This window comes from Gammaproteobacteria bacterium (genome assembly GCA_015709695.1).
Lineage (GTDB): Bacteria > Pseudomonadota > Gammaproteobacteria > Steroidobacterales.
Genome location: CP054183.1, coordinates 2,154,346 through 2,175,906, shown reverse-complemented (window position 1 = coordinate 2,175,906; position 21,561 = coordinate 2,154,346). Strand labels below are relative to the sequence as shown.

Genomic DNA, 21,561 nt, shown 5'->3' with positions numbered 1-21,561 from the left:
TGTCGGCTGCAAGGCACCACTGGCCGGTACGTCATGCGGCAATACCTCGACCTGATGCAGCACATCCTCGAGCGCGGCGCGCGCAAGGACGACCGTACCGGGACAGGCACGCTCAGCATCTTCGGTCATCAGATGCGCTTCGACCTCGCGGCCGGCTTCCCGCTGGTCACCACCAAGAAGCTGCACCTTCGCTCCATCATCCACGAGCTGCTGTGGTTCCTGCGCGGTGACACCAACATCGCCTACCTGCACGAGCACCAGGTCAGCATCTGGGACGAGTGGGCGGATGCCAATGGCGACCTCGGGCCTGTCTACGGCGCGCAGTGGCGCTCCTGGCCGGCTCCAGACGGGGCTGGCATCGACCAGGTTCAGCAGGTGATCGATACCCTGAGGCGCGATCCGGACTCGCGCCGGCTGATCGTCAGTGCCTGGAACGTCGCGGAGATCCCGCGCATGCGCCTTGCACCCTGCCACCTGCTGTTCCAGTTCCATGTCGCCGGCGGGCGCCTTTCCTGCCAGCTCTATCAGCGCAGCGCCGACGTGTTCCTCGGCGTGCCGTTCAACATCGCCTCCTATGCGCTGCTGACGCACATGGTGGCCCAGCAGGTGGGTCTGGAAGTGGGTGACTTCATCTGGACCGGAGGCGATTGCCATCTCTACATCAACCACCTGGAGCAGGCGCGGCAACAGCTGCAGCGCCAGCCGTTGCCGCTGCCACGCCTGGTTCTGCAACGGCGGCCGCCATCGATCTCGGACTACCGCTTCGAGGATTTCCTGGTCGACGGCTACCAGAGCCACGCCGCCATCCGCGCCCCGGTAGCAGTGTGAAATCCGGTGCCAGGTCGGGCTTTTCGGGCTTATTGTACAACAAGCCCGAAAAGCCCGACCTGGCACCGTCCTAATCTCGTGCCAGCCGGCTGCGGATTACGACGAAGAACACCGGCGTGAGGAACAGGCCGATGATGGTCACGCCGAGCATGCCGCCGAAGACGACGGTGCCGAGGACGCGGCGCATCTCGGCGGCGGCGCCGTTGGCGAAGGCGAGCGGCAGCACGCCGAGGATGAAGGCCAGCGAGGTCATGAGGATCGGTCGCAGGCGCAGCTCCGCCGCCTCCACGGCGGCGGCCACCGGATCGAGGCCGGCGTCCTGTTTCTGGCGCGCGAACTCGACGATGAGGATGGCGTTCTTGCTCGCCAGGCCGACCAGCACCACGAAGCCGATCTGCGCCAGGATGTTGACGTCCATGCTCCGCGCCAGCAGCGCCATCAGCGCGAACAGCAGGCACAGCGGCACGATCAGCACGATGGCGAAGGGCAGCGACCAGCTCTCGTACTGGGCCGTCAGCACCAGGAACACGAACAGCACGCTCAGCGGGAAGATGAACAGGCCGATGCCGGTGCTCTGGCGCTGCTGGAACGCCAGCTCGGTCCAGTCGTAGCCAAAGCCCTGGGGCAGGACCTGGCGGGCGAGGTCTTCCATGGTGGCGAGGACGTCGCCGCTGCTCTGGCCGGGTGGCGCGCCCACCTGCAGTTCGGCCGCCGGATAGCTGTTGTGGCGCACGACGCGGTCGGGACCCGACGACGTGCGCACCGTGGTCACCGAGCCGAGCGGCACCATGCCGCCGCTGCGATTGCGGGTCTCCAGCCGCGCGATGTCCTCCGGCGTCACGCGGAACGGCGCCTCGGCCTGGGCGGTGACGCGGTAGTTGCGGCCGAAGAGCGTGAAGTCGTTGACGTAGGCCGAGCCGAGGTACACCTGCAGGGTCTGGAAGACGTTCTCCACCGGCACGTCGAGCATTTCGGCGCGCGTGCGGTCGATGTCGATGAAGTACTCGGGCGAGCCGGTGCTGAAGGTCGTGAAGGCGCGCGCTGCCTTTCCCGACTGCGCGGCCGCACCGGCGAGCTGCCAGGTGGCGGCCTCGAGCGCCGCCAGGCCATGGCCGCCGCGGTCCTCCACCATCATCTTGAAGTCGGCGCCGGTGCCGATGCCCCGCACCGGTGGCGGGGCGATGACGATGAGCTGTGCGTCCTGGATCTCCCTGAAGGCCTGGTTGAGGCGTGCCGCGATCGCTGTGGCGCTCATGTCCGCCCCGCGCTCGGCATGGGGCTTCAGACCGAGGAATATGGTGCCGGACTGCGACTGGCTCGCCTGCGTCGCCACCGAGAAGCCGGAGAACGCCACCGCATGCTCCACGCCCGGAGTGTCCCTGGCGATCTTCGTTGCCCGCTCCACCACGGCGTTGGTGCGCTTCAGCGATGAACCCTTGGGCAGTTCGACGAGGGTGATGAGGTAGCCCTGGTCCTGCGTCGGGATGAAGCCGGTCGGTGTCAGGTGGAGCAGTCCGCCCGTGGCCAGCAGCAGCGCGACGAATGCGCCCAGCGCCGTCCGCGGATGGGACACCACCAGCCGCGCGCTGCGCGCATAGCCGCGGCGCACGGCGTCGAAGCCGCTGTTGAATGCATGGAATACCGGGCCGGCCAGGCGGCTGAGCCAGCGATCCACCCGGTCCGGTGGCGCACTCGCCGGGCGCAGCAGGATGGCGCCGAGCGCCGGACTCAGGGTCAGCGACACCAGCAGGGAGATGGCGGTGGCCGCGGCGATGGTGACGCCGAACTGCCGGAAGAAGGCGCCGGTGATGCCGCCGACGAAGATGGCTGGCAGGAACACCGCGGTCAGCACCAGGGCGATGGAGACCAGTGCCACGCCGACTTCGGTCATGGTGTGCCGGGCGGCATCACGGGGCGAGAGCCCGCGGTCGAGGTCGCGCTCGATGTTCTCCACCACGACGATCGCATCGTCGACGACGATGCCGATGGCCAGCACCAGGCCGAACAGTGTGAGGTTGTTGAGCGAGAAGCCCATCGCGCCCAGGACCCCGAAGGTGCCGATCAGCGACACCGGGATGGCGACGATGGCGATGGTGGCGGCGCGCCAGTTCTGCAGGAACAGCAGGATCACCAGCACCACCAGCGCCGCCGCTTCGAGGATGGTCTCGTACACGGCGTCGATGGACTGCGCGATGTATGCGGACGGGTTGTAGACGATGCGGTAGGCGAGCCCCTTGGGAAAATCGGCCGACAGCGCCTGCATGGCGTCGATGATCGCCTGGGCGGTCTGCAGCGCATTGCTGCCCGGCCGCTGGAACATGGCCAGGGCCACGGCCGGCTGGCCGTCGAGGAAGCTCTTCGTGCGGTAGTCCCTGGCGCCGAGCTCGACGCGGGCGATGTCGCGGACGCGGATCAGCCGGCCATCGGCACCGGCGCCGACGATGACCTCGCCGAACTCCTCCTCGGACACCAGCCGCCCCTGGCCGGTGAGGGTGACCTGGAAGGCATTGTCCCCGGTGACCGGTGGCACGCCGAGCGCGCCGCCGGCCAGCTGGGCATTCTGGTTGCGCAGCGCGGTCACCACCTCGCTGGCGGTAATGTCGCGCGCCGCCATGCGTTCCGGGTCGAGCCAGATGCGCATGCTGTACTCGCTGGCGCCGAACACGAAGATCTGGCCGACGCCGTTGATGCGTGCCAGCACGTCGCGGATGCGCAGCAGCGCGTAGTTGGAGATGTACAGCTGGTCCAGGCTGTTGTCGGGCGAGACCAGGTGCACGGCGATCATCAGGTCGGGCGAGCTCTTCTGCGTGACGAGGCCGAGGCGGCGCACTTCCTCCGGCAGCCGGGATTCGGCGATCGCCACGCGGTTCTGCACCTGCACCTGGGCGATGTCGAGGTTGGTGCCCAGCTCGAAGGTGATGGTGAGGCTCATGGCGCCGTCGTTGGTGGACGACGAGGTCATGTAGAGCATGTGCTCGACGCCGTTGATCTCCTGCTCCAGCGGCGCCGCCACGGTCTCGGCGATGACCTGGGGGCTGGCCCCGGGGTAGGTGGCCTGCACGACGATGGTCGGTGGCGCGACCTCGGGGTACTGCGCGACCGGCAGCGCCAGGTAGGCGAGCACCCCCACCAGCATGACGATGATGGCGATCACCGCCGCGAAGCGCGGCCGGTCGATGAAGAAGTGGCTGAACCTCATTCGGCGATGGTGCCGTCGACAGGCTCGACAGCCTGGCCCGGACGCGCACGCTGCAGGCCGTTGATGACGATGCGATCGTTGGCATCGATGCCGCTGCGCACCACCCGTAGCGGACCCTGCTGGCGGCCGAGTTCGACCACTCGCTGCTGCACGACGTTGTCGGCGCCGACGACGTAGACGATGCGCCGGGCCTGGTCCGTGGCGATGGCCGAGTCCGGGACCAGCAGCGCCGGGTAGGGGCCTTCGCCGACGACCTGCACGCGGGCGAACATGCCCGGTGTCAGCACGCCATCGGGGTTGGGGAACACCGCCCGGCCCTGCACCGTGCCTGTGGACGCATCCACCTGGTTGTCGACGAAATCCACGTGGCCGCGGTGCGGGAAGCCCTGCTCGTCGGCCAGCGCCAGGCGGACCTCGGTGGGGGTATCACGTGAACTCGGCCGGTTGCCGGCCTGGGCGAGGCGCTGGTAGCGGAGGTATGCACCCTCGTCGGCGTTGACGTAGACGTGGATGGGGTCGAGCGAGACGACGCTGGTGAGCACGGTGGCGTCCTTGCTGCCGCCGGCGACGTAGTTGCCGGTGGTGACCATCCGCCTGCCGACGCGTCCGGCGATTGGCGAGCGCACCTCGCAGAATCCGAGGTCGAGTTCGGCACTGCGCAGGCCGGCCTCGGCGGCAGCCAGGGCCGCGGCCGCGGCCTTGCGTTCCTCGCTGGCGGCATCGAAGTCGCGCTGGGAGATCATCCTCGCGGCCAGCAGCTGGGTAGCACGCGCCGCGTTCAGCCCGGCGAGCTCGACGCGCGCCTGGGCCCCGGTCAGGGTGGCCCGCGCCGCCGCCACGACGGCCTGGTAGGGGCGGGGATCGATGACGGCGAGCAGCTCGCCCTTGCGCACCATGGCGCCTTCCTCGAACGGCACCTCGGCGAGGTAGCCGCTGACGCGGGCGCGGATCTCCACCGATTCCGTGGCGGCGAGGCGGCCGGTGTACTCGTCCCAGTCGGTGACCTGGCGCGACAGCGGCCGGGCAACGGTGACCTGCGGCGGCTTTGCGCCGGGCGCCTCGGCGCCGCCCTTGCAACCGGGCAGGGCCAGGGCAAGCAGGGCAGCCAGCCCGGCCAGCCCGAACGTGCCGGGTCTGCCAGGTCCACTCCTGTTGTACGCCATGTCGCTCACCCGTCGCCGCCTTCGGCCGGCAAGGATACACGGCCCCCGGTACGTCATTGTTGACTAAAGCGTTTCAGCCGGCCGGGTGAGCGCCGGCGCAGGGGATGGTGGTGACCCTTGCGGGGCCGTCCAGGCGCACGGCCGTCAGCCCGCGGCCCCAGACGCAGCCGGTGTCGATGCCCAGCAGATTGGCCCGCTGCAGGAAACCGAGCGAGGCCCAGTGGCCGAAGACCACGCGCACCGACTGCGCGGCGCGGCCCGGTACCTCGAACCACGGCATGAGCCCGGCAGCCTGGCTCCCCGGCGGGCCGTTGTGGATGAAATCGAGGCGGCCCGCGGCATCGCAGTAGCGGATGCGCGTCAGGCAGTTGACGATGAAGCGCAGGCGCGCCATGCCCTGCAGCGCAGCCGACCAGCTCGAGGGCTCGTCGCCGTACATCCCGGCGAGGAAGGCCGCGCAGCCGTCACCGCGCAGGATGCCCTCCACCTCGCGGGCCAGCTTCACGGACTGCAGCGGGTCCCAGCCCGGGGCCAGCCCGGCGTGGACCATCAGGGTATTGAGGTCCGGCCGGTAATGCGCCAGCGGCCGCGTGCGCAGCCAGTCGAGCAGCTCCCCCCGGTCCGGGGCATCGAGCACGGCGCGCAGGTCCTGTTCCCGCACGCGGGCGTGGCCGGCAAACCCGTAGGCGAGCAGGTGCAGGTCGTGGTTGCCGAGGACCACGGTGGCGGCGCGGCCCAGCGACTTCACCAGGCGCAGGACCTCCAGCGAGCAGGGGCCGCGGTTGACCAGGTCACCGACGAACCAGAGTTCGTCGGTGGCGGGATCGACCTTCAGGGCGTCGAGCAGGCGGGCGAGCGGCTCGTAGCATCCCTGGACATCGCCGATGGCATGAATGGCCATCCGCCCGTTGCTCCCTCAGTGGAGAATGCCGGGCACCGCCAGGCGGAAAGCGGGGATGGAGGCGGGGAAGCGCAGGCCGTCGTCGGTCACCATGCCATAGCTGCCCTCCATCACGCCCACCGGCGTCTCGATGATGGCGCCGCTGGAATAGCGGTGGGTCTCGCCCGGGGCGATGCAGGGCTGCTCGCCGACGACGCCCTCGCCGGCCACCTCGCGTACCTTGCCGTTGGCGTCGGTGATCACCCAGCGGCGGGTGAGCAGCGTGGCCGGCACCGCGCCGCGGTTGCGGATGGTGATGGTGTAGGCGAAGACGTAGCGCGGGACTGCGGGATCGGACTGGTCCGGCAGGTAGGCCGTCTCGACCTCGATCTCGATGGCGACGCGACGCGGGGACCTGGGCATGGGTGCATTCTAGCGCCCGCGCCGGCCGCCGCCAGCGTCCCTCACGCCACCACGGCTTCGGTGGCCATGCTGAGGTCGGGATCGATGCGCACCAGGTGATTGAGCGGCACGGACTCCCAGCCGGAGTCCCCGCTCAGCGGCTCGGAGCTCACCATGACCGCGCTGCCGTTGACTTCACCCGGATCGAGCATGCGGCAGACACCGCCCTCGCAGACGTAGCGGCGGCCGCGGTTGGTGTAGAGGCTGTCGGCGTTCTCCGGGGCGTCGGTGGTGAAGCGGCAGGCGACAGCGGCGGCGCCATCGGTGAGGACCGCGTTGAGGTAGATGTGCTCGCCGGGTGCATGCCGCCCGACCAGGCCGCGAATCGTGCCCAGGGCGCGGTTGAAGGCCGCCGCGAGGCCACGTGAGCCGTCATCCATGCCGCGCTGCACCTCGTCGCAGAGCAGGGCGAAGAAGTGCTCGGAGTCGGTGGTGCCGCGGATGGCCGCGAAGGCCTGGTCGCTCAGCAGCGCCAGCAGCGGGCGACGGATGGCGCTGAAGCCGCCGATGTCGCCGTTGTGCATGAAGGCGAGGCGGTCACGGCGGAAGGGGTGGCAGTTGGGTTCGCCCACCTGCAGCCCCTGGGTGGCGGCCCGCACGTGCGCCAGCACGCAGTGGCTGGAGGTGACGCGGGCCAGCTCGCGCAGGTTCTGGTTGCTCCATGCCGGCGTCACGGAGCGGAACAGGGCCGGCTCGTCGTGCCCCTCGGCATACCAGGCGACGCCGAAACCGTCGCCGTTGAGTGGCTCCTCGCGCTCGCGGGCGTGGAAGCTCTGGTGGATCAGCGAGTGCTCGGGCTCGGTCAGCAGCGCCGAGAGCGCCAGCGGCTTGCCCTTGTAGAACGTGAAGCGGCACATGCAGGAGTTATCGGCAGCCGCGCCCGCCGGGATCGTGACGCGCGTCAAGGATTCCCGTGCCGGTTGGCCAGCCGGATCCAGGCCTCGGGCGGCACGTCGCCGGGCCGGCAGCCGGGGTCGACGCCGCAGGCGGTGATGCCGGCGGTATCGAGCAGCCCCTTCAGCGCATTGGCGAGGCGCTTGCGGCGCATGGAGAAGGCGCGCGCCAGCACGCGGTCGAACGCAGCCGGGTCGGCGATGCGCGCGGCCAGCGCTGCATCGGGTATCAGGCGCGCCACCGCCGAATCCACCTGTGGCGGCGGCGTGAACGAGCCCGGCCGCACGATGAACAGCTTCTCCACGCGGCAGCGCGCCGCCAGCGCCACGGTCAGCCGTCCGTACTCGGCGGTGCCTGGTTGTGCCGTCATGCGTTCCACCACTTCCCGCTGCAGCATGACGTGCAGGTCGCGGAAGGTCTCCTGCTGGTCGAGCAGGTGAAAGAGCAGCGGCGTCGAGATGTTGTAGGGCAGGTTGGCCGCCAGCCGCAGCCCGCGGGGTGGCGCGCCGAGCTGTCGGTAGTCGAACTTCAGGGCGTCGGCATGGTGCACGCGAAAGCCGGGGCGCGCCAGGTCCCGCGCCAGGGCGGCGGCCAGCTCGCGGTCCAGCTCCACCACGTCGAGCTCGACCGGCACCTCGAGCAGCGGCAGGGTCAGCGCGCCGCGGCCGGGGCCGATCTCGACGAAGCGCTCCCCGGGCCGCGGATCGATGGCCGTGAGGATGCGACCGATGACCTGGCGGTCGTGGAGGAAGTGCTGGCCGAGGGACTTGCGCGGGCGGTGGTTCACGCGCGCCGGCGCCGCGCGATGTCGATCGCCAGGCCGAGCGCCGCCTGCAGGCTGCCGGCATCGGCCCGGCCGGTACCGGCCAGGTCCAGTGCCGTGCCGTGGTCCACCGAGGTGCGTACGATGGGCAGGCCGAGCGTGAGGTTGACCGCATGGCCGAAGCCGGCGTGCTTGAGCACCGGCAGGCCCTGGTCATGGTACATGGCGAGCACGGCGTCGACCTGGGCCAGGGCGGCGGGCGTGAAGGCACTGTCGGCAGGCAGCGGTCCGTCGACGGCGAGACCCGCGGCCCGCAGCCGGGCGAGCGCCGGCCCGATCACCGCGCGCTCCTCGCCGCCGAGGTGCCCGGACTCGCCGGCATGGGGATTGAGCCCGAGCACGGCAATGCGCGGCCTGGCGATGCCAAAGCACGCCACCAGCCCATCGTGCAGCACGCCCGCCACGGCTTCGATGCGCGCGCCGGTGATGGCGTCGGGCACCGCGCGCAGCGGCAGATGCGTGGTGAGCAGCGCCACCCGCAGCGTGCCGGCCACCAGCAGCATGACCGGCTGCGGCGCGGCCGTGAGCCCGGCGAGGAACTCCGTGTGGCCGGAGAAGGCGATGCCGGCATCGTTGATCACGCCCTTGTGGACCGGTGCCGTGACCATGGCGGCGAACTCGCCGTCGAGGCAGCCGGTGGCGGCGCGGCGCAGGGTGTCGAGGACGTAGCCGGCATTGGCGGGGTCGAGGTGCCCGGCCCGCGCCGGCGCCTGCAGGGGACGGGCGTCGACCAGCAGCCGCCCCGGAGGCGTTGCAGCCGGCTCGGCACCGCTGCGGTAGGGCACGAGTTCCAGGCGGATTCCCAGCTGGCAGGCGCGCGCGGCGATGAGATCCGGGTCGCCGATGGCGACCAGTTCCGCCGGCGCGCCGCCGGCCGCCAGCCGCGCGACGAGGTCGGGCCCGATGCCGGCCGGTTCGCCGGGGGTGAGGGCTATGCGCGGGATCATGCAGGCCGGCCTGGTGCGGGCTGCGGTCAGATGCGCGATTCGACGAACGCCTGGTCGCGCAGCCGGTGCATCCAGATCTCGGTTTCCTCGCCGAGCTTGCTGTTGCGGATGGCGAGCGCCGCCTGCTGGCGCTTCACCTCTTCGGTGGTGTCCTGGGTGCGCCGGCCGAGCACCTCGAGGATGTGCCAGCCGAAGCGTGTGCGGAACGGTTCGCTGAGGGTGTCGGCGGCGATGCTGTCCACCACCGCCTGGAACTCCGGCGCGAAGGTGCCCGGTCCGGTCCAGCCGAGGTCGCCGCCCTCGTTCTTCGAGCCCGGGTCGTCGGAGACGGCACGGGCGACGGTGGCGAAGTCGTCGCCGGCGAGGATGCGCTGGCGGATGCCCATGATCTTCTCGCGGGCGGCATCGCTGTCCAGCACCTCGTTCGGTGCGATGAGGATGTGGCGCACGTGCACCTGCTGCTCGATGATCGGCTCGCCGCCACGCCGGTCATTGAGCCTGACCAGGTGGAAGCCGCTGGCGCTGCGGATCGGCGCGGCGACCTGGCCCTTCTGCAGCCCGGGCACGATGTCGGCGAACAGCGTGGGCAGCTCGTCGCCCTTCTTCCAGCCTATGCTGCCGCCCTCCAGGGCCTGCTGGCCGTCGGAATTGGTCACCGCGAGCTGGGCGAAGTCCTCGCCCGCCTGGAGCCGCTGGTAGAGGCCATTGGCCTTCTTCTCGGCGGCGGCGATGACATCGGGAGTCGCCGTGGGTGACACCGCCACGAGGATCTGCGAGATGTCGTACTCCATGTTGGAGGATGCCCGGCCGGCCTGGCGGGCCAGGTACTCGTCGATCTCCCTGGGCGTGACGCTGATGCGCGCCAGCACGTCGCGCTGGCGCAGCTGCTCGATGGCGATCTGGTCGCGCATCTCGCGGCGGTACTGCTGGTAGTCGAGGCCCTCGCCGGCCAGCACCTGGGGCAGCTGGGCGATGGTCACGTTGTTGCGCTGGGCGATGTTGGCCAGGGCGTTGTTCAGCGTCTCGTCGGAGACCTGGATGCCCACGCGCTCGCAGCGCTGCAGCTGGATGCGGTTGATGATCAGGCGCTCGAGGACCTGTGGCGCCAGCGAGCGTTCCGGCGGCACCTTGGTGCCCTGCGCCTCGAGGCGCCGCACGATGCGCTGGGTTTCCTCGGCGAGCTCGCTCTTCAGCACCACGCCGTCATTGACCACGGCCGCGATGCCGTCGATCAGCTCGCCCCGCGAGGAAAGCTCCCGGTCCTGGGCGTGAGCCATGACACCTGGCAGCAGCGCCAGGGCCAGAATGGTGATGCGGGATAGCATGGTGCGGATCAATCGGCCTCGTAGCCCAGAATACCACGTTCGAGCTGGCGGCCTGCCGGGTCGCCGACGTTGGTCAGGCCCTTGAGGATCAGCTGCACCGCGATGGCGGTGTCCGAATCGCCGGTGCGGCTGGCGATGTAGTCGCGATAGACGACGCGGAAGCCCCAGCAGCAATTCTGGTACTCGAAGCCGACGAAGCGTTCCAGCACCTCGTTGTCGCGCAGCGAGTAGTCGTAGCGGCCGACCGCGCTCCAGCGGGAGCTGAGCGGCCAGGCCGCGGAGACGTCGACCTCCTCGAGGCTGTCGCGGCGGTAGCGGTAGGCGGCGTTCACCACCCGCTGGCCATCGCGCCGGTACTGCAGCGCCAGCTGCGTGCGCTGCGTCCTGCCGCTGTCCGCACCCCACTGGTAGCCAGCACCCAGCTTCCAGTACTGGTTGAAGGTCACGCCGAGCTCTGCCAGCCAGTCCGAGGCGTTGCTGTCGACCGGCCTGTCGCCCGGCAGGGTCACGTCCTGCTTGCTGAAGAACCGGGTCTGGCCGATGGTGGCGGTCAGGTATTCGCCACCGCCGGTCGCGTCGAGGACGCGGCTGGTCAGGCCGAGGTTCAGCTGGTCGGTATCCCCGACCCGGTCGTAGCCGAGGAAGCGGTTCTTGCGGAACAGCTGCACGAGGTTGAAGTCCGGCTGGATGGTGTCGAAAACCGGCTGGTCGGCCTGGTCGCGGTAGGGGATGTGCACGAACTGGGCGCGCGGCTCCAGGGTCTGCAGCCAGCCATTGCCGCGCACGCCGCGCTCGAATGCCGCCCCCATGTCGATGCTGATGATCGGCGTGGCGCTCGAGGGCCCGTCGTGCTCCCCGGGAGCCGGATTGTGGATGCTGTAGGCGGTGTACTCGACGGCCACGGCGGGCTTCAGCCACAGGCCGCGGTAGTCGAGCGGCAGCGCGATGCCCGGGGAGAGGTGCAGGCGGGAGCCGTTGAGGCCCTCGTCGCGGTCGAACAGCGCCAGCTCGCCGTCGAAGCTCCAGTCGAGGCCGAGCGCGCCGCGCGGCAGGTAGCCGCTGGCCGCCAGCTGCGGCAGGCGGCGGTACGGCTTTTCGGCGGCGGTGAGGCTCTCGTCGAGGGTCTGGTAGCCCTGCACGCGGCCGAGCAGCGACCAGACGTTGTCGAAATACTCGACGGAGGCCTCGCGCAGCAGGTGGGTCTGGCTGGTCGCGGCGGTGCTGCCGTAGAGGTCCTCGAAATAGTTGGAGTCCGAGACGGTCCGCGCATCCACCGTGGCGCGCCAGCCGCGGCCGAGCAGGGACTGGTGATCGATGCCCAGCAGGTAGCGGTTGTCGCCGGTGACCTTGTCGCTCGGCAGGTATTCGCCCTCGACGTCGCCCTTGTGCCCGGGCCAGAGGTAGCGGAACTCGCCCAGCAGCTCCGTGCCGCGCCGGGACATGTAGCGTGGCGTCAGGGTGGCGTCGTAGTTGGGTGCCAGGTTGAGGTAGTACGGGATCTGGAACTCCACGCCACGGGTCTCCGAGCGGCCGAGTGCCGGCAGCAGGAAGCCGGACTGGCGCTCGTTGGTCACCGGGTAGGTGATCCAGGGGGTGTAGAGGATCGGCACTCCCTTGAATTCCAGCCGCGCATTGCGCGCCGTCGCCATGCCGCTGTCACGGTCGATCCTGATCTGGCTGGCGCGCAGCAGCCAGTCCTCGTGGCCCCGGGCGCAGGTGGTGTAGGTGACGTCGCGCAGCGTCAGGACATCGCCCTGGTCGACGGCGATGGCGCCGGCACTGCCGCGCGAGGGTACCGTGAAGAGGTCGAAATCGGCGTCCTCGATCTCCAGGCTGTTGCTGCGGGTGTCGAAGCTGGCGCGGCTGCCGGATACCGCGCTCTGCGGGCTGCGGTAGCGCAGCCCGTTCTCCAGCAGGAACTCGCCGGTCTGCCGGTCGAAGCGCCCGTTCGGGGCGGTCAGCACGCCGTCGCCGCGGCGGATGCGGATCTCGTCGTCGAAGACGGCGCCCTTCTGCAGGTCCATCTCGGCGTGGCCGGTGATCACGTCGATGCGCGGGTCGCTGCTGTCGACCGGCCCGAGGTCAGGCATGTCGGGTATCGGGCCGACCGGGCAGCCCTGCAGGGCCGCAGGGCGTGGCGCATCGGCAGCCCAGGCCATGGAGCAACAGCAGGCGAGGACAGGCAGCAGTCGGCGCAATGCAGTTCCCCGCGGGGCAAGGCTGGGCGATGCGGGATTATATGCGGTGTCGGCGCGGCGACGGGTGACGGCGGGAAAGCCCTGCTGGCAGAATCGGCGGCCATGAGCGACATCCCCGGCTCCACGGCTGCCCGATGAAGGCCATGATCCTGGCCGCCGGCCGCGGCGAACGCCTGCGGCCGCTGACCGACACGCTGCCCAAGCCGCTGCTGCCGGTGCGCGGACGGCCGCTGATCGAGTTCCACATCGAGGCGCTGGGCCGTGCCGGTATCCACGAACTGGTGATCAACCTCGGCTGGCTGGGCGGGCGCCTGCGCGAGCACTTGAGCGACGGGGCACGGCTGGGCGCGAGCGTGGCCTACAGCGAGGAGGGCTACCCGCCGCTGGAGACCGGTGGCGGCATCCACCATGCCCTCGGCCTGCTGGGCCCGGAGCCGTTCTGGGTGGTGAACGGCGACGTGTTCTGCGATTTCGCCTTCGACCGGCGTGCGCTGGCGCCCGGCATCCTCGCCCACCTGGTACTGGTGGCGAATCCGCCGCAGCATCCGGCGGGCGATTTCGTGCTGGCGGGTGACCGGGTGAGCGACGGCCCGGGGCACCGCCTGACCTACTCCGGGATCTCGATCCTGCATCCCTCGCTGTTTGCCGGCTGCCAGCCGGGCCGCTTCCCGCTGGCGCCGCTGCTGCGCGCGGCCATGGCGCGCGGCGCGGTGTCGGGCGAACTCTTCACCGGGATCTGGAGCGACGTGGGAACCCCGGATCGGCTGCGGGCGCTCGATGCCTGAGCTTGCCGACAGATTGCGCTGAAGTCTGCCGGGGGAGGCCCCGCAGCGGCATTGAGGGCGAGCGATGCAGGACAGCGAAAGCGAGCCCGATATGCAGTGAGGCCGGCCATGGATGGCCGGCCGAACGGTAGCGGAGGGGCCTCCCCCGGCAGACTTCAGCGCAATCTGTCCTGCTCAGGCGGACAGGCCGCGCAGCAGCGCACCCTCGAGATCGCCGCTCACGCGGTCGAGGTCCGCGGGTCCGCCGAGGCGGGCCACGTCGGTGACCTCGATGCCGGGAAAGCCGCAGGGATTGATGCGGCCGAAGGGCGCGAGATCCATGTCCACGTTCAGCGCCAGGCCGTGGTAGGAGCAGTTGCGGCGCACCCGCAGGCCGAGGCTCGCCACCTTCGCGCCGGCCACGTAGACGCCCGGCGCCTTCGGCCTGCTGGCCGCCGTGATGCCGTAGGCCGCGAGCGTGGCGATCACCGCATTTTCCAGCGCCGTCACCAGCGCGCGCACGCCCAGGCGGCGGCGCTGCAGGTCGAGCAGCGTGTAGGCCACGAGCTGGCCCGGGCCGTGGTAGGTCACCTGGCCGCCGCGATCCACCTGGACCACCGGGATCGGGCCGGCATCGAGCACGTGGCGCGCGTCGCCATTGAGGCCGAGGGTGAACACCGGCTCGTGCTCCAGCAGCCAGATCTCGTCGGGGGTATCGGCCGCCCGCGTAGCGGTGAAGCGAGTCATGGCCTCCAGCGTCGGCTGGTATTCCGCGCGGCCCAGCCGTCGCACGACGATGCTCACAGCACGAACAGCACCTGCTCGCAGGCGGTGAGGCTGCGGTACACCTCGTCGAGCTGCGCCCGGCTTTGTGCGTCGATGGTGACCGTCACCGAGAGGAAGCGGCCATTGCTGCTCTGGCGCGAGCGCACGCTGTCCTCCGGCAGCGAGCCGGTGTGGGCGCTGATCATCGCCACCACGAGGGCCTCGAAATCCGCCTCGTGCCTCCCCATCACCTTGATGGGAAAGCTGCAGGGGAAGGCCAGCGGCGAGGCGGAATCAGGGTCGTTTGCGGCGTTCATAGGCCTCCGCCACCACGCGCCACAGCGGTCCGGGGACGCCGGCGCCGACCGGCCGGCCGTCGATGTGGGTCACCGCAGCCAGGCCGCGCAGGGCGGCGGTCAGCCACACCTCGTCGGCGCCCCGGAGTCGCGACTCGCTGACGGCTTCCTCGCGCCAGCCGATGCCGGCCGCGGCCGCCAGTTCGCGCACCAGCGCAATGGTGGTACCCGGCAGGATATCGGGGCCGTTGGGCCGGCTCACAAGGTGGCTGCCCTCCAGGACCAGCACGGAGCTGCCCGAGCCTTCGGTCAGGAAGCCGTCGCGCAGCATCAGGCACTCCCCGGCGCCGGCATCGGCCGCCGCCTGGCGCAGCAGCACGTTGGCGAGCAGCGCCGTGGACTTGATGTCGCAGCGTCCCCAGCGGTTGTCGGTGGCGGTGATGGCGCGCACGCCCGGCGAGTCGAGCCGCGTGGGGGCGATCGCGCTCGCCATGGCGAACACCGTCGGCCGGACTCCCTGCGGGAAGCAGTGGTCGCGGCCGGCGTCGGCGCCGCGGCTCACCTGCAGGTAGAGGCCCAGGTCGGGATGGGCCCGGCCGCCGCCATTGCGCTCGATGAGGCTGGCGAGGATGGCGCGCCAGCCGCTGTCGTCGCAGGGCGCGGCGATGCGCAACTCGCGCAGGCTGCGGGCGAGGCGCGCGAGGTGCGCCTCCAGCAGCATCGGTACGCCGTCGTAGGCACCGATGACTTCATAGACGGCATCGCCGAAAAGGAAGCCGCGGTCCAGCGGCGAGATCCGCGCCGCCGCCAGCGGCAGGAACTCGCCGTCGAGGAAGACGATGGGCAGGGCTGCGGCCATGCTTGCTGCGCCTCAGTGCCCCGGCATCACTCGAACCAGAGCAGCGCGGTATCGACCGCGCGGCGCCAGAGCGAGCCCTCGGCCACCGCGGCGAGCGGCACCAGCGGTGACTCCAGCAGCGGCTCGCCGCCCAGCGTCACCTTCAGCTTGCCGACCGGCGTGCGCGGATCGAGCGGCGCGATGAGGTCGCGCGGCGCCTCGGGCGTGGCCTTGACCTGTTCGAGGCTGCCCCGGGGAATCGTCACCCAGATGTCGGCGGGCACGCCCAGGCCGACGGTCTCGGCCACACCCTTCCACACCCGCGCCTCGACCAGCGGCTTGCCCTGCTGGTACAGCCGCCGGGTGTCGTAGTAGCGGAAGCCGTAGTTGAGCAGTTCCATGGATGCCTTGGCGCGGGCATCGGGGCCGCTGGTACCCATGACCACGGCGATCATGCGCATGTCGCCGCGCTTGCCCGAGGCGGCGAGGCAGTAGCCGGCGGACTGGGTGTGGCCGGTCTTGATGCCGTCGACGCCGGGGTCGCCGTAGAGCAGCAGGTTGCGGTTGCCCTGCTTGATGCCGTTGAAGACGAACTCCTTCTGCGAGAACCAGGCGTAGTACTCGGGAAACTCGCGGATGAGCGCCCGGCTGAGGAGCGCCACGTCGATCGCCGAGGTGTAGTGCTCCGGGTCGGGCAGGCCGGCGGCGTTGACGTAGTGGGTGTCGCCCATGCCGAGTTCCTTCGCATGGCGGTTCATGACGTCGGAGAACGCCTCCTCGGAACCGCTGAGGTGCTCGGCCAGCGCGATGCTGGCGTCGTTGCCCGACTGGATGATCATGCCCTTGAGCATGTTCTCCAGCGTGGTGCTGCTGTGGATGGGCAGGAACATGGTAGAGCCGGCCGAGCCGGCGCCACCCTCGCGCCAGGCGCGCTCGCTCACCACCACGTTGTCGGTCAGCTTGATCTGGCCGGACTTCAGGGCCGTGAAGATCGTATAGGCGGTCATGATCTTGGTGAGGCTGGCCGGCTCGGCGCGCTGGTGCTCGTTGGACGCCGCGAGCACCTTGCCGGTGGCGAAGTCCATGAGGACGTGGGAGCGCCCGGCCACCTGTGGCGGCGGCGGAACCGTGGGTGCCGCCGCGGGCAGCAGGACAGGGAAAAGGGCGAGGACCAGAAGCCCGATGGCTCCCAAGGCTGTTCTCATGCTCGATGCTCCAGGCTGGTTCGGGTATTGCGCCAGGTGCCGCTGGCGGTGGCTCAGCCGCCAGGCTGGCTGCCGCGCGCCTCGACCACGAGGCGTGGTTCGCCGAGGCGCAGGCGGCCCACCGCGGCGACCACGGTGTCGAATGCCGCGGCGTCCGCCACCGGGCCGACGCGCACCCGGTAGAGCGGCGGCACGGCCCCGGCATCATAACGGATGACGACGTTGGCGATGCCCTGCTTCTCCAGGCGGAGCTTCAGGTCTTCCGCATTCTGCCGCTGGCTGAAGGCGCCGACCTGCGCGTACATGGCCCGCGCCAGTGGCGGCGCAGCACCCGCGGTGTCCGTTGCCGAGGCGTCGGCCAGCGCCTGCACCTCGACCATGGCCGTGCCGGCGGTGACGAAGCCGAGTTCGCGCGCCGCGGCGTAGGACAGGTCGATCAGGCGGCCCTTCTTGAAGGGACCGCGGTCATTGATGCGCACCACGATGCTCTTGCCCGTGGCCAGGTTGGTGACGCGGGCCGTGGTCGGCAGCGGCAGGGTCTTGTGCGCCGCGGTCAGGGCATACATGTCGTAGGGCTCGCCGTTGGAGGTGCGCCGGCCGTGGAACTCGCGGCCGTACCAGGAAGCCACGCCCTGTTCCAGGTAACCCTCGTTGTCGGCGAGGACGTGGTAGCGCTCGCCCATGACATCGTAGAACGGCGGGTTGCCCGGGCCGCCGGGGATGGCGGCTCCTGGCATGGAGGGTGGCTGGCCGGGTGGTATCTCCGCGTCCTGATGGACGGGCTCGGGCAGCTTCGGTGCCGGTCGCTGCGCCGGCTCGACGGCACAGCCGGCGAGGGTGAGCAGCAGGATCGCAGCCAGCGCAGCCCGTGCTGCTGGCGGTGCGGATGGCGGGTGCTGGTGCTCTTCAGGTTCCAGGCGACTGCCCTCCCGGTCAGGGCGCATCGGCGGCGCGCAATGGTCCCTCGGGCGTGAGGCGCACGCCCTCGCCGATGGCCTGGCCGAGCTGGAAGGCCGCCAGGCCGTACATCGAGCTGCGATTGTAGCGGGTGATGACGAAGAAATTGTGGAAGCCGGCCCAGTACTCCGGCCCCTCGTCGCCGTCGAAGACCAGAAGACCCGCCGGGGCCCCGTCGCCCTGGTCGGTGCTGAAGCGCAGGCCGAGCCTGCGCAGCCCGGCCACCGTATCGCCCGCGGTGAGCTTGTTGTCCTCCGGCTTCTGCGCCAGCGTGCGCGCGGCGGTGCCGCGGGCCACCACCGGCTCGCCGCTCTTCCAGTTGTGGGCGACGAAGTAGTTGGCGACGCTGGCAAACACGTCCGGCCAGCTGTTGAAGAGGTCGCGGCGGCCGTCACCGTCGCCATCGACCGCGAAGTTCCGGTAGCTGCTCGGCATGAACTGCGGCGCGCCCATGGCGCCCGCATAGGAACCGAGCACGGTCTGCACGTCGACGCCATCGTCGCGCGCCAGCAGGAAGAACTGCATGAGCTCGTTGCTGAAGAAGCGGCTGCGCGGCGGGTAGTCGAAGGCCAGCGTGGCAAGGCTGTCGAGGACGCGGAACTTGCCGGTGCGACGGCCGAAGTAGGTCTCCACGCCGAGGATGCCGACCAGCATTTCCGGCGGCACCCCGGACTTCGCCGCGGCGCGATCCAGCTCCGCGGCATGCGCCTGCCAGAACTCCACTCCCGCCCTGATGCGCTCCGGCGTCATGAAGATCGCGCGATACTCGGCCCATGTCTTGGTGCGCTCCGCGGGCTTCGCCATGGCCTCGAGGATGGCCGGCTGCGAGCGCGCATCCTCCAGCATCGCCAGCAGGTAGTCGGCGTCGAGGCCCTGCTCGCGGACCAGGCCATTGACGTAGGCCTGCACGTCGCCGCGGCTGGTGTCGATGGCGTGGCTGGCGGGCGCGGCCAGCAGCAGGGCGAGGGCAGCGATGATCCGGAGGCGCGGCATGCGCGTATTCTGCCTGATCAGCGCCGGACCGCGTCGCCGAGTTTGCGATGCGTCTGGATCGACATGAGGATGCCGAAGCCGGCCAGCAGCGTGACCATGGAGGTGCCGCCGGCGCTGACCAGCGGCAGCGGAACGCCCACCACGGGCAGCAGCCCGGTGACCATGGCGGAGTTGACGAACACGTAGAAGAAGAACGTGATGGAGAGGCTGCCGGCGAGGATGCGCGTGAAGGTGTCCGGGGCCGTGGCGGCGATGTACAGGCCGCGGCCCACCACGAAGAGGTAGACCGCCATCAGGGCCAGCGCACCCATCAGCCCCCATTCCTCGCCGATCACCGCGAAGATGAAGTCGGTGGAGCGTTCGGGCAGGAACTCCAGCTGGCCCTGGCTGCCATTGAGCCAGCCCTTGCCGAAGAAACCGCCGGAGCCTATGGCGATCTTCGACTGGATGATGTGGTAGCCGGCGCCGAGCGGGTCGCTGTCCGGGTCGAGCAGCGTCAGCACGCGGTTCCTCTGGTAGTCGTGCATCACGTACCAGAGCGCCGGCAGGGAGGCCGCGGCCAAGGTGAGCGCGCCGAGGATGTAGCGCCAGCCGAGGCCGGCGAGGAAGATGGCGATGGCACCGGTGAGCACGATCAGCACGGCGGTGCCGAGATCCGGCTGCACGGCGATCAGCACGGTGGGCAGCAGCACGATGGCGAGGCTGCCGGCGACCAGCAGGATCGATGGCGGCAGCGGCCGGTCATGGAACAGCCGCGCCAGGGTCAGCGGCACGGCGAGCTTCATCACCTCGGAGGGCTGGAAGCGCAGGCCGAAGTCCAGCCAGCGCTGCCCGCCCTTGGCGATGTCGCCGGTGGCGAGCACCAGCACCAGCAGCCCGAGGCCCGCGAGGTACAGCCAGGGCGCACCGCGTCGCAGCCATACCGGGTCGATGCGCGCGGCCACCAGCATCGCCACCATGGCCACCGCCACCTTGCCGGCATGCGCCTGCATCATGCCCCAGCTCTGCCCGGAGGCGCTGAAGAGCACGAAGGTGGCGAACAGCAGGATGGCGATGATGCCGGAGAGCAGCGGCGGGTCCATGTGTGCCCAGCGCAGCACGCGCCCGAAGGCGCCGAGGCGCGAGTTGCGCTCGCTGTCGCGCTGGCGGCTCATGCCCCCGGGGGCCCCATCCGCAGGTAGGCTTCCATCACCTTCAGGGCGATGGGCGCGGCCACCTTGCTGCCGCTCTCCCCGTTTTCCACGACGACGGCCACCGCGATCCGCGGGTCCTCCAGCGGGCCGAAGGCGACGAACAGCGCGTGGTCGCGCATGCGCTCGGCCACGTCCATGGCCTTGTACTTCTGTGATTGCGCGACGGTGAACACCTGGGCGGTGCCGCTCTTGCCCGCCACCTGGAACGGCACGGCCATGCCCGCGGCGCGGGCCGTGCCCCGCGCGCCCTGCAGCACGCCGTGCATGCCGGCGATGATGGCATCCCAGTCAGCGGGCTTCACCGCATCCACCGCCGGCAGGGCGATGGGCGTGGCGGGCTGCGTGCGGCCGCTGAGCGGATCGCGGGTGGCCAGCAGCATGGTGGGGCGGAAGCGCTGGCCCCGGGCGGCAATCGTCGCCGTGGCATGCGCCAGCTGCACCGGTGTCACCAGCGTGTAGCCCTGGCCGATGCCGGTGATCAGGGTCTCGCCGGGGAACCAGACCTGGTAGGCCGCGCGCTTGAAGGCGCTGCGCTTCCACTCCGGAGACGGCACCAGCCCTCCCTTCTCGCCGGGCATGTCGATGCCCGTGGTGGCGCCGAGGCCGAAGTCCTTCATGAAGCTGCTCAGGCGGTCTATGCCCAGCTCGCGCGCCACCTGGTAGAAGTAGACGTCGCAGGATTGCTCGATGCCGGCCTGCAGGTCCACGGCGCCATGTCCCTCGGGCTTCCAGTCGCGGTAGCGGTGGCTGCTGCCGGGCAGGGAGTAGGCGCCGCCGCAGTAGACGTGGTCGGTCGGCTTGAGGGTGCCATTGTGGAGGGCGGCCAGCGCCACGATCGGCTTCACCGTGGAGCCGGGCGGGTAGGTGCCGCGCAGGGCGCGGTTGAACAGCGGCTTGTCGATGTCCTCCTGCAGCGCGTTATAGGCCTTGCGCGACAGGCCGGCGCTGATCAGGTTCGGGTCGAAGGCCGGCGTGCTGACGAAGGCGATGACCTCGCCGTTCTTCGGGTCGATGGCGACCACCGCGCCGCGCCGCCCGGTGAGCCCCTCGTAGGCCGCCAGCTGCGCATCGAGGTCGAGCGCCAGCACCACGTCGTCCCCCGGCCGGGCACCGGTCCGGTCCAGCGTCTGCAGGCTGCGTCCCCGTGCATTGACCAGCACCTGCTCCTGCCCCGGCGCGCCGTGCAGCGCCGCCTCGAAGGCGCGCTCCACCGAGACCTTGCCGATCTGCGCGGTGCCGGCATAGGCGACCGGGTCGACTTCCTTGAGGTCCGCGGCGTTGAGGCCGCCGACATAGCCCAGGGCGTGGGCCAGCGCGCCGCCGTAGGGGTAGCTGCGCGACAGCCGGCCACGGATGTCCACGCCCTGCAGGTAGGGGCGGTTCAGGGCAAAGCGCGCCACCTCCAGCTCGCTGAGGTGGTCGCGGATGCCGACGGCCTCGTAGCGGCGGTGGGCGGCGATCTCCTCGCGGATGTCGCCGAGGTCGTCCGCCTCGACCAGCCCGGTGGCCACCAGGTAGCTCAGCGTCGCCTCCAGGTCCGGTACCTGTTCCGGCGTGAGCACCAGGTCGAAGCTCGCCTGGTTCTCGGCCAGCACCCGGCCGTTGCGGTCGAGGATCAGCCCGCGGGTCGGCGGCACGGGCTGGACGCGGATGCGGTTGCCCTGCGACTGGGCGGAGTAGTAGTCGTACTGCATCACCTGCAGCTGCACCAGCCGGCTGACGACGATCACCGCCAGCACGATGATGAAGCCCAGCGCGAACACCAGCCTCGCCAGGAACAGGCGTTGCTCGGCCCAGTGGTCCTTGATGCGTGCGCCCTGTGCCATGACTG

At 70.4% G+C, this 21,561-nt stretch carries 19 protein-coding genes; 2 read left to right on the top strand and 17 right to left on the bottom strand.

The window, feature by feature from the left end:
* Positions 1 to 33 precede the first annotated feature (33 nt).
* Positions 34 to 828, top strand: coding sequence for a thymidylate synthase (gene thyA / locus HRU81_10125; protein ID QOJ32433.1), 795 nt, complete (start codon positions 34 to 36; stop codon positions 826 to 828).
* A 70-nt stretch (positions 829 to 898) separates the two neighbouring features.
* On the opposite strand, the gene HRU81_10120 is transcribed toward thyA, so the two are convergent.
* The 9 genes from HRU81_10120 to lptD form a co-directional block, all read right to left on the bottom strand.
* The gene (locus HRU81_10120) at positions 899 to 4,027 is read right to left on the bottom strand and encodes a multidrug efflux RND transporter permease subunit (protein ID QOJ32432.1); all 3,129 of its coding nucleotides are present in this window, start codon (positions 4,025 to 4,027) and stop codon (positions 899 to 901) included.
* Positions 4,024 to 5,112 (bottom strand): efflux RND transporter periplasmic adaptor subunit, encoded by a 1,089-nt coding sequence (locus HRU81_10115; protein QOJ33366.1) that lies wholly within the window; start codon positions 5,110 to 5,112, stop codon positions 4,024 to 4,026. Before HRU81_10115 ends, HRU81_10120 begins: the two co-directional genes overlap by 4 nt.
* 151 nt (positions 5,113 to 5,263) lie before the next feature.
* Complete coding sequence (locus HRU81_10110; GenBank protein ID QOJ32431.1) at positions 5,264 to 6,091, bottom strand: symmetrical bis(5'-nucleosyl)-tetraphosphatase; 828 nt, start codon at positions 6,089 to 6,091, stop codon at positions 5,264 to 5,266.
* 15 nt (positions 6,092 to 6,106) lie between these two features.
* A complete protein-coding gene (gene apaG, locus HRU81_10105; protein QOJ32430.1) occupies positions 6,107 to 6,493 on the bottom strand; it encodes a Co2+/Mg2+ efflux protein ApaG in 387 nt (128 codons plus the stop codon).
* Positions 6,494 to 6,534: 41 nt separating this feature from the next.
* Positions 6,535 to 7,437, bottom strand: coding sequence for a class II glutamine amidotransferase (locus HRU81_10100; GenBank protein ID QOJ32429.1), 903 nt, complete (start codon positions 7,435 to 7,437; stop codon positions 6,535 to 6,537).
* Complete coding sequence (gene rsmA, locus HRU81_10095; protein QOJ32428.1) at positions 7,434 to 8,213, bottom strand: 16S rRNA (adenine(1518)-N(6)/adenine(1519)-N(6))-dimethyltransferase RsmA; 780 nt, start codon at positions 8,211 to 8,213, stop codon at positions 7,434 to 7,436. The genes HRU81_10100 and rsmA overlap by 4 nt, the downstream gene beginning before the upstream one ends.
* The gene (gene pdxA, locus HRU81_10090; GenBank protein ID QOJ32427.1) at positions 8,210 to 9,196 is read right to left on the bottom strand and encodes a 4-hydroxythreonine-4-phosphate dehydrogenase PdxA; all 987 of its coding nucleotides are present in this window, start codon (positions 9,194 to 9,196) and stop codon (positions 8,210 to 8,212) included. The genes rsmA and pdxA overlap by 4 nt, the downstream gene beginning before the upstream one ends.
* 26 nt (positions 9,197 to 9,222) lie before the next feature.
* Positions 9,223 to 10,521, bottom strand: coding sequence for a peptidylprolyl isomerase (locus HRU81_10085; GenBank protein QOJ32426.1), 1,299 nt, complete (start codon positions 10,519 to 10,521; stop codon positions 9,223 to 9,225).
* 8 nt (positions 10,522 to 10,529) lie between these two features.
* Positions 10,530 to 12,611: an LPS assembly protein LptD gene (gene lptD, locus HRU81_10080; GenBank protein ID QOJ32425.1), complete on the bottom strand. Its 2,082-nt coding sequence runs from the start codon at positions 12,609 to 12,611 to the stop codon at positions 10,530 to 10,532.
* Positions 12,612 to 12,853: 242 nt separating this feature from the next.
* Between lptD and HRU81_10075 the strand changes: the two genes are divergently transcribed.
* Positions 12,854 to 13,504: a nucleotidyltransferase family protein gene (locus tag HRU81_10075; GenBank protein QOJ32424.1), complete on the top strand. Its 651-nt coding sequence runs from the start codon at positions 12,854 to 12,856 to the stop codon at positions 13,502 to 13,504.
* A gap of 174 nt (positions 13,505 to 13,678) precedes the next feature.
* Here the strand turns inward: HRU81_10075 and lipB are convergent, their stop codons facing one another.
* Genes lipB through mrdA form a run of 8 tightly spaced genes read right to left on the bottom strand, consistent with a single transcriptional unit; the run spans position 13,679 to position 21,556 of the window.
* A complete protein-coding gene (gene lipB / locus HRU81_10070) occupies positions 13,679 to 14,287 on the bottom strand; it encodes a lipoyl(octanoyl) transferase LipB (protein QOJ32423.1) in 609 nt (202 codons plus the stop codon).
* Entirely contained in the window at positions 14,284 to 14,565 is a 282-nt protein-coding gene (locus tag HRU81_10065) for a DUF493 domain-containing protein (GenBank protein ID QOJ32422.1), read from the bottom strand. Before HRU81_10065 ends, lipB begins: the two co-directional genes overlap by 4 nt.
* Positions 14,543 to 15,391 carry an aminotransferase class IV gene (locus HRU81_10060; GenBank protein QOJ33365.1) on the bottom strand — a complete coding sequence of 283 codons (849 nt, stop codon included), beginning with the start codon at positions 15,389 to 15,391 and terminating at the stop codon, positions 14,543 to 14,545. Before HRU81_10060 ends, HRU81_10065 begins: the two co-directional genes overlap by 23 nt.
* A 38-nt stretch (positions 15,392 to 15,429) precedes the next feature.
* The gene (locus HRU81_10055; GenBank protein ID QOJ32421.1) at positions 15,430 to 16,587 is read right to left on the bottom strand and encodes a D-alanyl-D-alanine carboxypeptidase; all 1,158 of its coding nucleotides are present in this window, start codon (positions 16,585 to 16,587) and stop codon (positions 15,430 to 15,432) included.
* A 53-nt stretch (positions 16,588 to 16,640) separates the two neighbouring features.
* A complete protein-coding gene (locus HRU81_10050) occupies positions 16,641 to 17,531 on the bottom strand; it encodes a septal ring lytic transglycosylase RlpA family protein (protein QOJ32420.1) in 891 nt (296 codons plus the stop codon).
* Positions 17,521 to 18,537, bottom strand: a complete 1,017-nt coding sequence (gene mltB, locus HRU81_10045) for a lytic murein transglycosylase B (protein ID QOJ32419.1) — start codon at positions 18,535 to 18,537, stop codon at positions 17,521 to 17,523. Before mltB ends, HRU81_10050 begins: the two co-directional genes overlap by 11 nt.
* A gap of 17 nt (positions 18,538 to 18,554) precedes the next feature.
* Complete coding sequence (gene rodA / locus HRU81_10040) at positions 18,555 to 19,691, bottom strand: rod shape-determining protein RodA (protein QOJ32418.1); 1,137 nt, start codon at positions 19,689 to 19,691, stop codon at positions 18,555 to 18,557.
* Positions 19,688 to 21,556: a penicillin-binding protein 2 gene (gene mrdA / locus HRU81_10035; protein ID QOJ32417.1), complete on the bottom strand. Its 1,869-nt coding sequence runs from the start codon at positions 21,554 to 21,556 to the stop codon at positions 19,688 to 19,690. Before mrdA ends, rodA begins: the two co-directional genes overlap by 4 nt.
* Between the last annotated feature and the right edge of the window lie 5 nt (positions 21,557 to 21,561).

What these genes read in the sequence shown, in the direction of transcription:
- thyA (QOJ32433.1), top strand. Translation starts at nt 34, where the DNA reads ATGCGGCAATACCTCGACCTGATGCAGCACATCCTCGAGCGCGGCGCG.
- HRU81_10120 (QOJ32432.1), bottom strand. Translation starts at nt 4,027, where the DNA reads ATGAGGTTCAGCCACTTCTTCATCGACCGGCCGCGCTTCGCGGCGGTG.
- HRU81_10110 (QOJ32431.1), bottom strand. Translation starts at nt 6,091, where the DNA reads ATGGCCATTCATGCCATCGGCGATGTCCAGGGATGCTACGAGCCGCTC.
- apaG (QOJ32430.1), bottom strand. Translation starts at nt 6,493, where the DNA reads ATGCCCAGGTCCCCGCGTCGCGTCGCCATCGAGATCGAGGTCGAGACG.
- pdxA (QOJ32427.1), bottom strand. Translation starts at nt 9,196, where the DNA reads ATGATCCCGCGCATAGCCCTCACCCCCGGCGAACCGGCCGGCATCGGG.
- HRU81_10085 (QOJ32426.1), bottom strand. Translation starts at nt 10,521, where the DNA reads ATGCTATCCCGCATCACCATTCTGGCCCTGGCGCTGCTGCCAGGTGTC.
- lptD (QOJ32425.1), bottom strand. Translation starts at nt 12,611, where the DNA reads ATGCCTGACCTCGGGCCGGTCGACAGCAGCGACCCGCGCATCGACGTG.
- HRU81_10075 (QOJ32424.1), top strand. Translation starts at nt 12,854, where the DNA reads ATGAAGGCCATGATCCTGGCCGCCGGCCGCGGCGAACGCCTGCGGCCG.
- HRU81_10065 (QOJ32422.1), bottom strand. Translation starts at nt 14,565, where the DNA reads ATGAACGCCGCAAACGACCCTGATTCCGCCTCGCCGCTGGCCTTCCCC.
- HRU81_10055 (QOJ32421.1), bottom strand. Translation starts at nt 16,587, where the DNA reads ATGAGAACAGCCTTGGGAGCCATCGGGCTTCTGGTCCTCGCCCTTTTC.
- HRU81_10050 (QOJ32420.1), bottom strand. Translation starts at nt 17,531, where the DNA reads ATGCGCCCTGACCGGGAGGGCAGTCGCCTGGAACCTGAAGAGCACCAG.
- mltB (QOJ32419.1), bottom strand. Translation starts at nt 18,537, where the DNA reads ATGCCGCGCCTCCGGATCATCGCTGCCCTCGCCCTGCTGCTGGCCGCG.
- rodA (QOJ32418.1), bottom strand. Translation starts at nt 19,691, where the DNA reads ATGAGCCGCCAGCGCGACAGCGAGCGCAACTCGCGCCTCGGCGCCTTC.
- mrdA (QOJ32417.1), bottom strand. Translation starts at nt 21,556, where the DNA reads ATGGCACAGGGCGCACGCATCAAGGACCACTGGGCCGAGCAACGCCTG.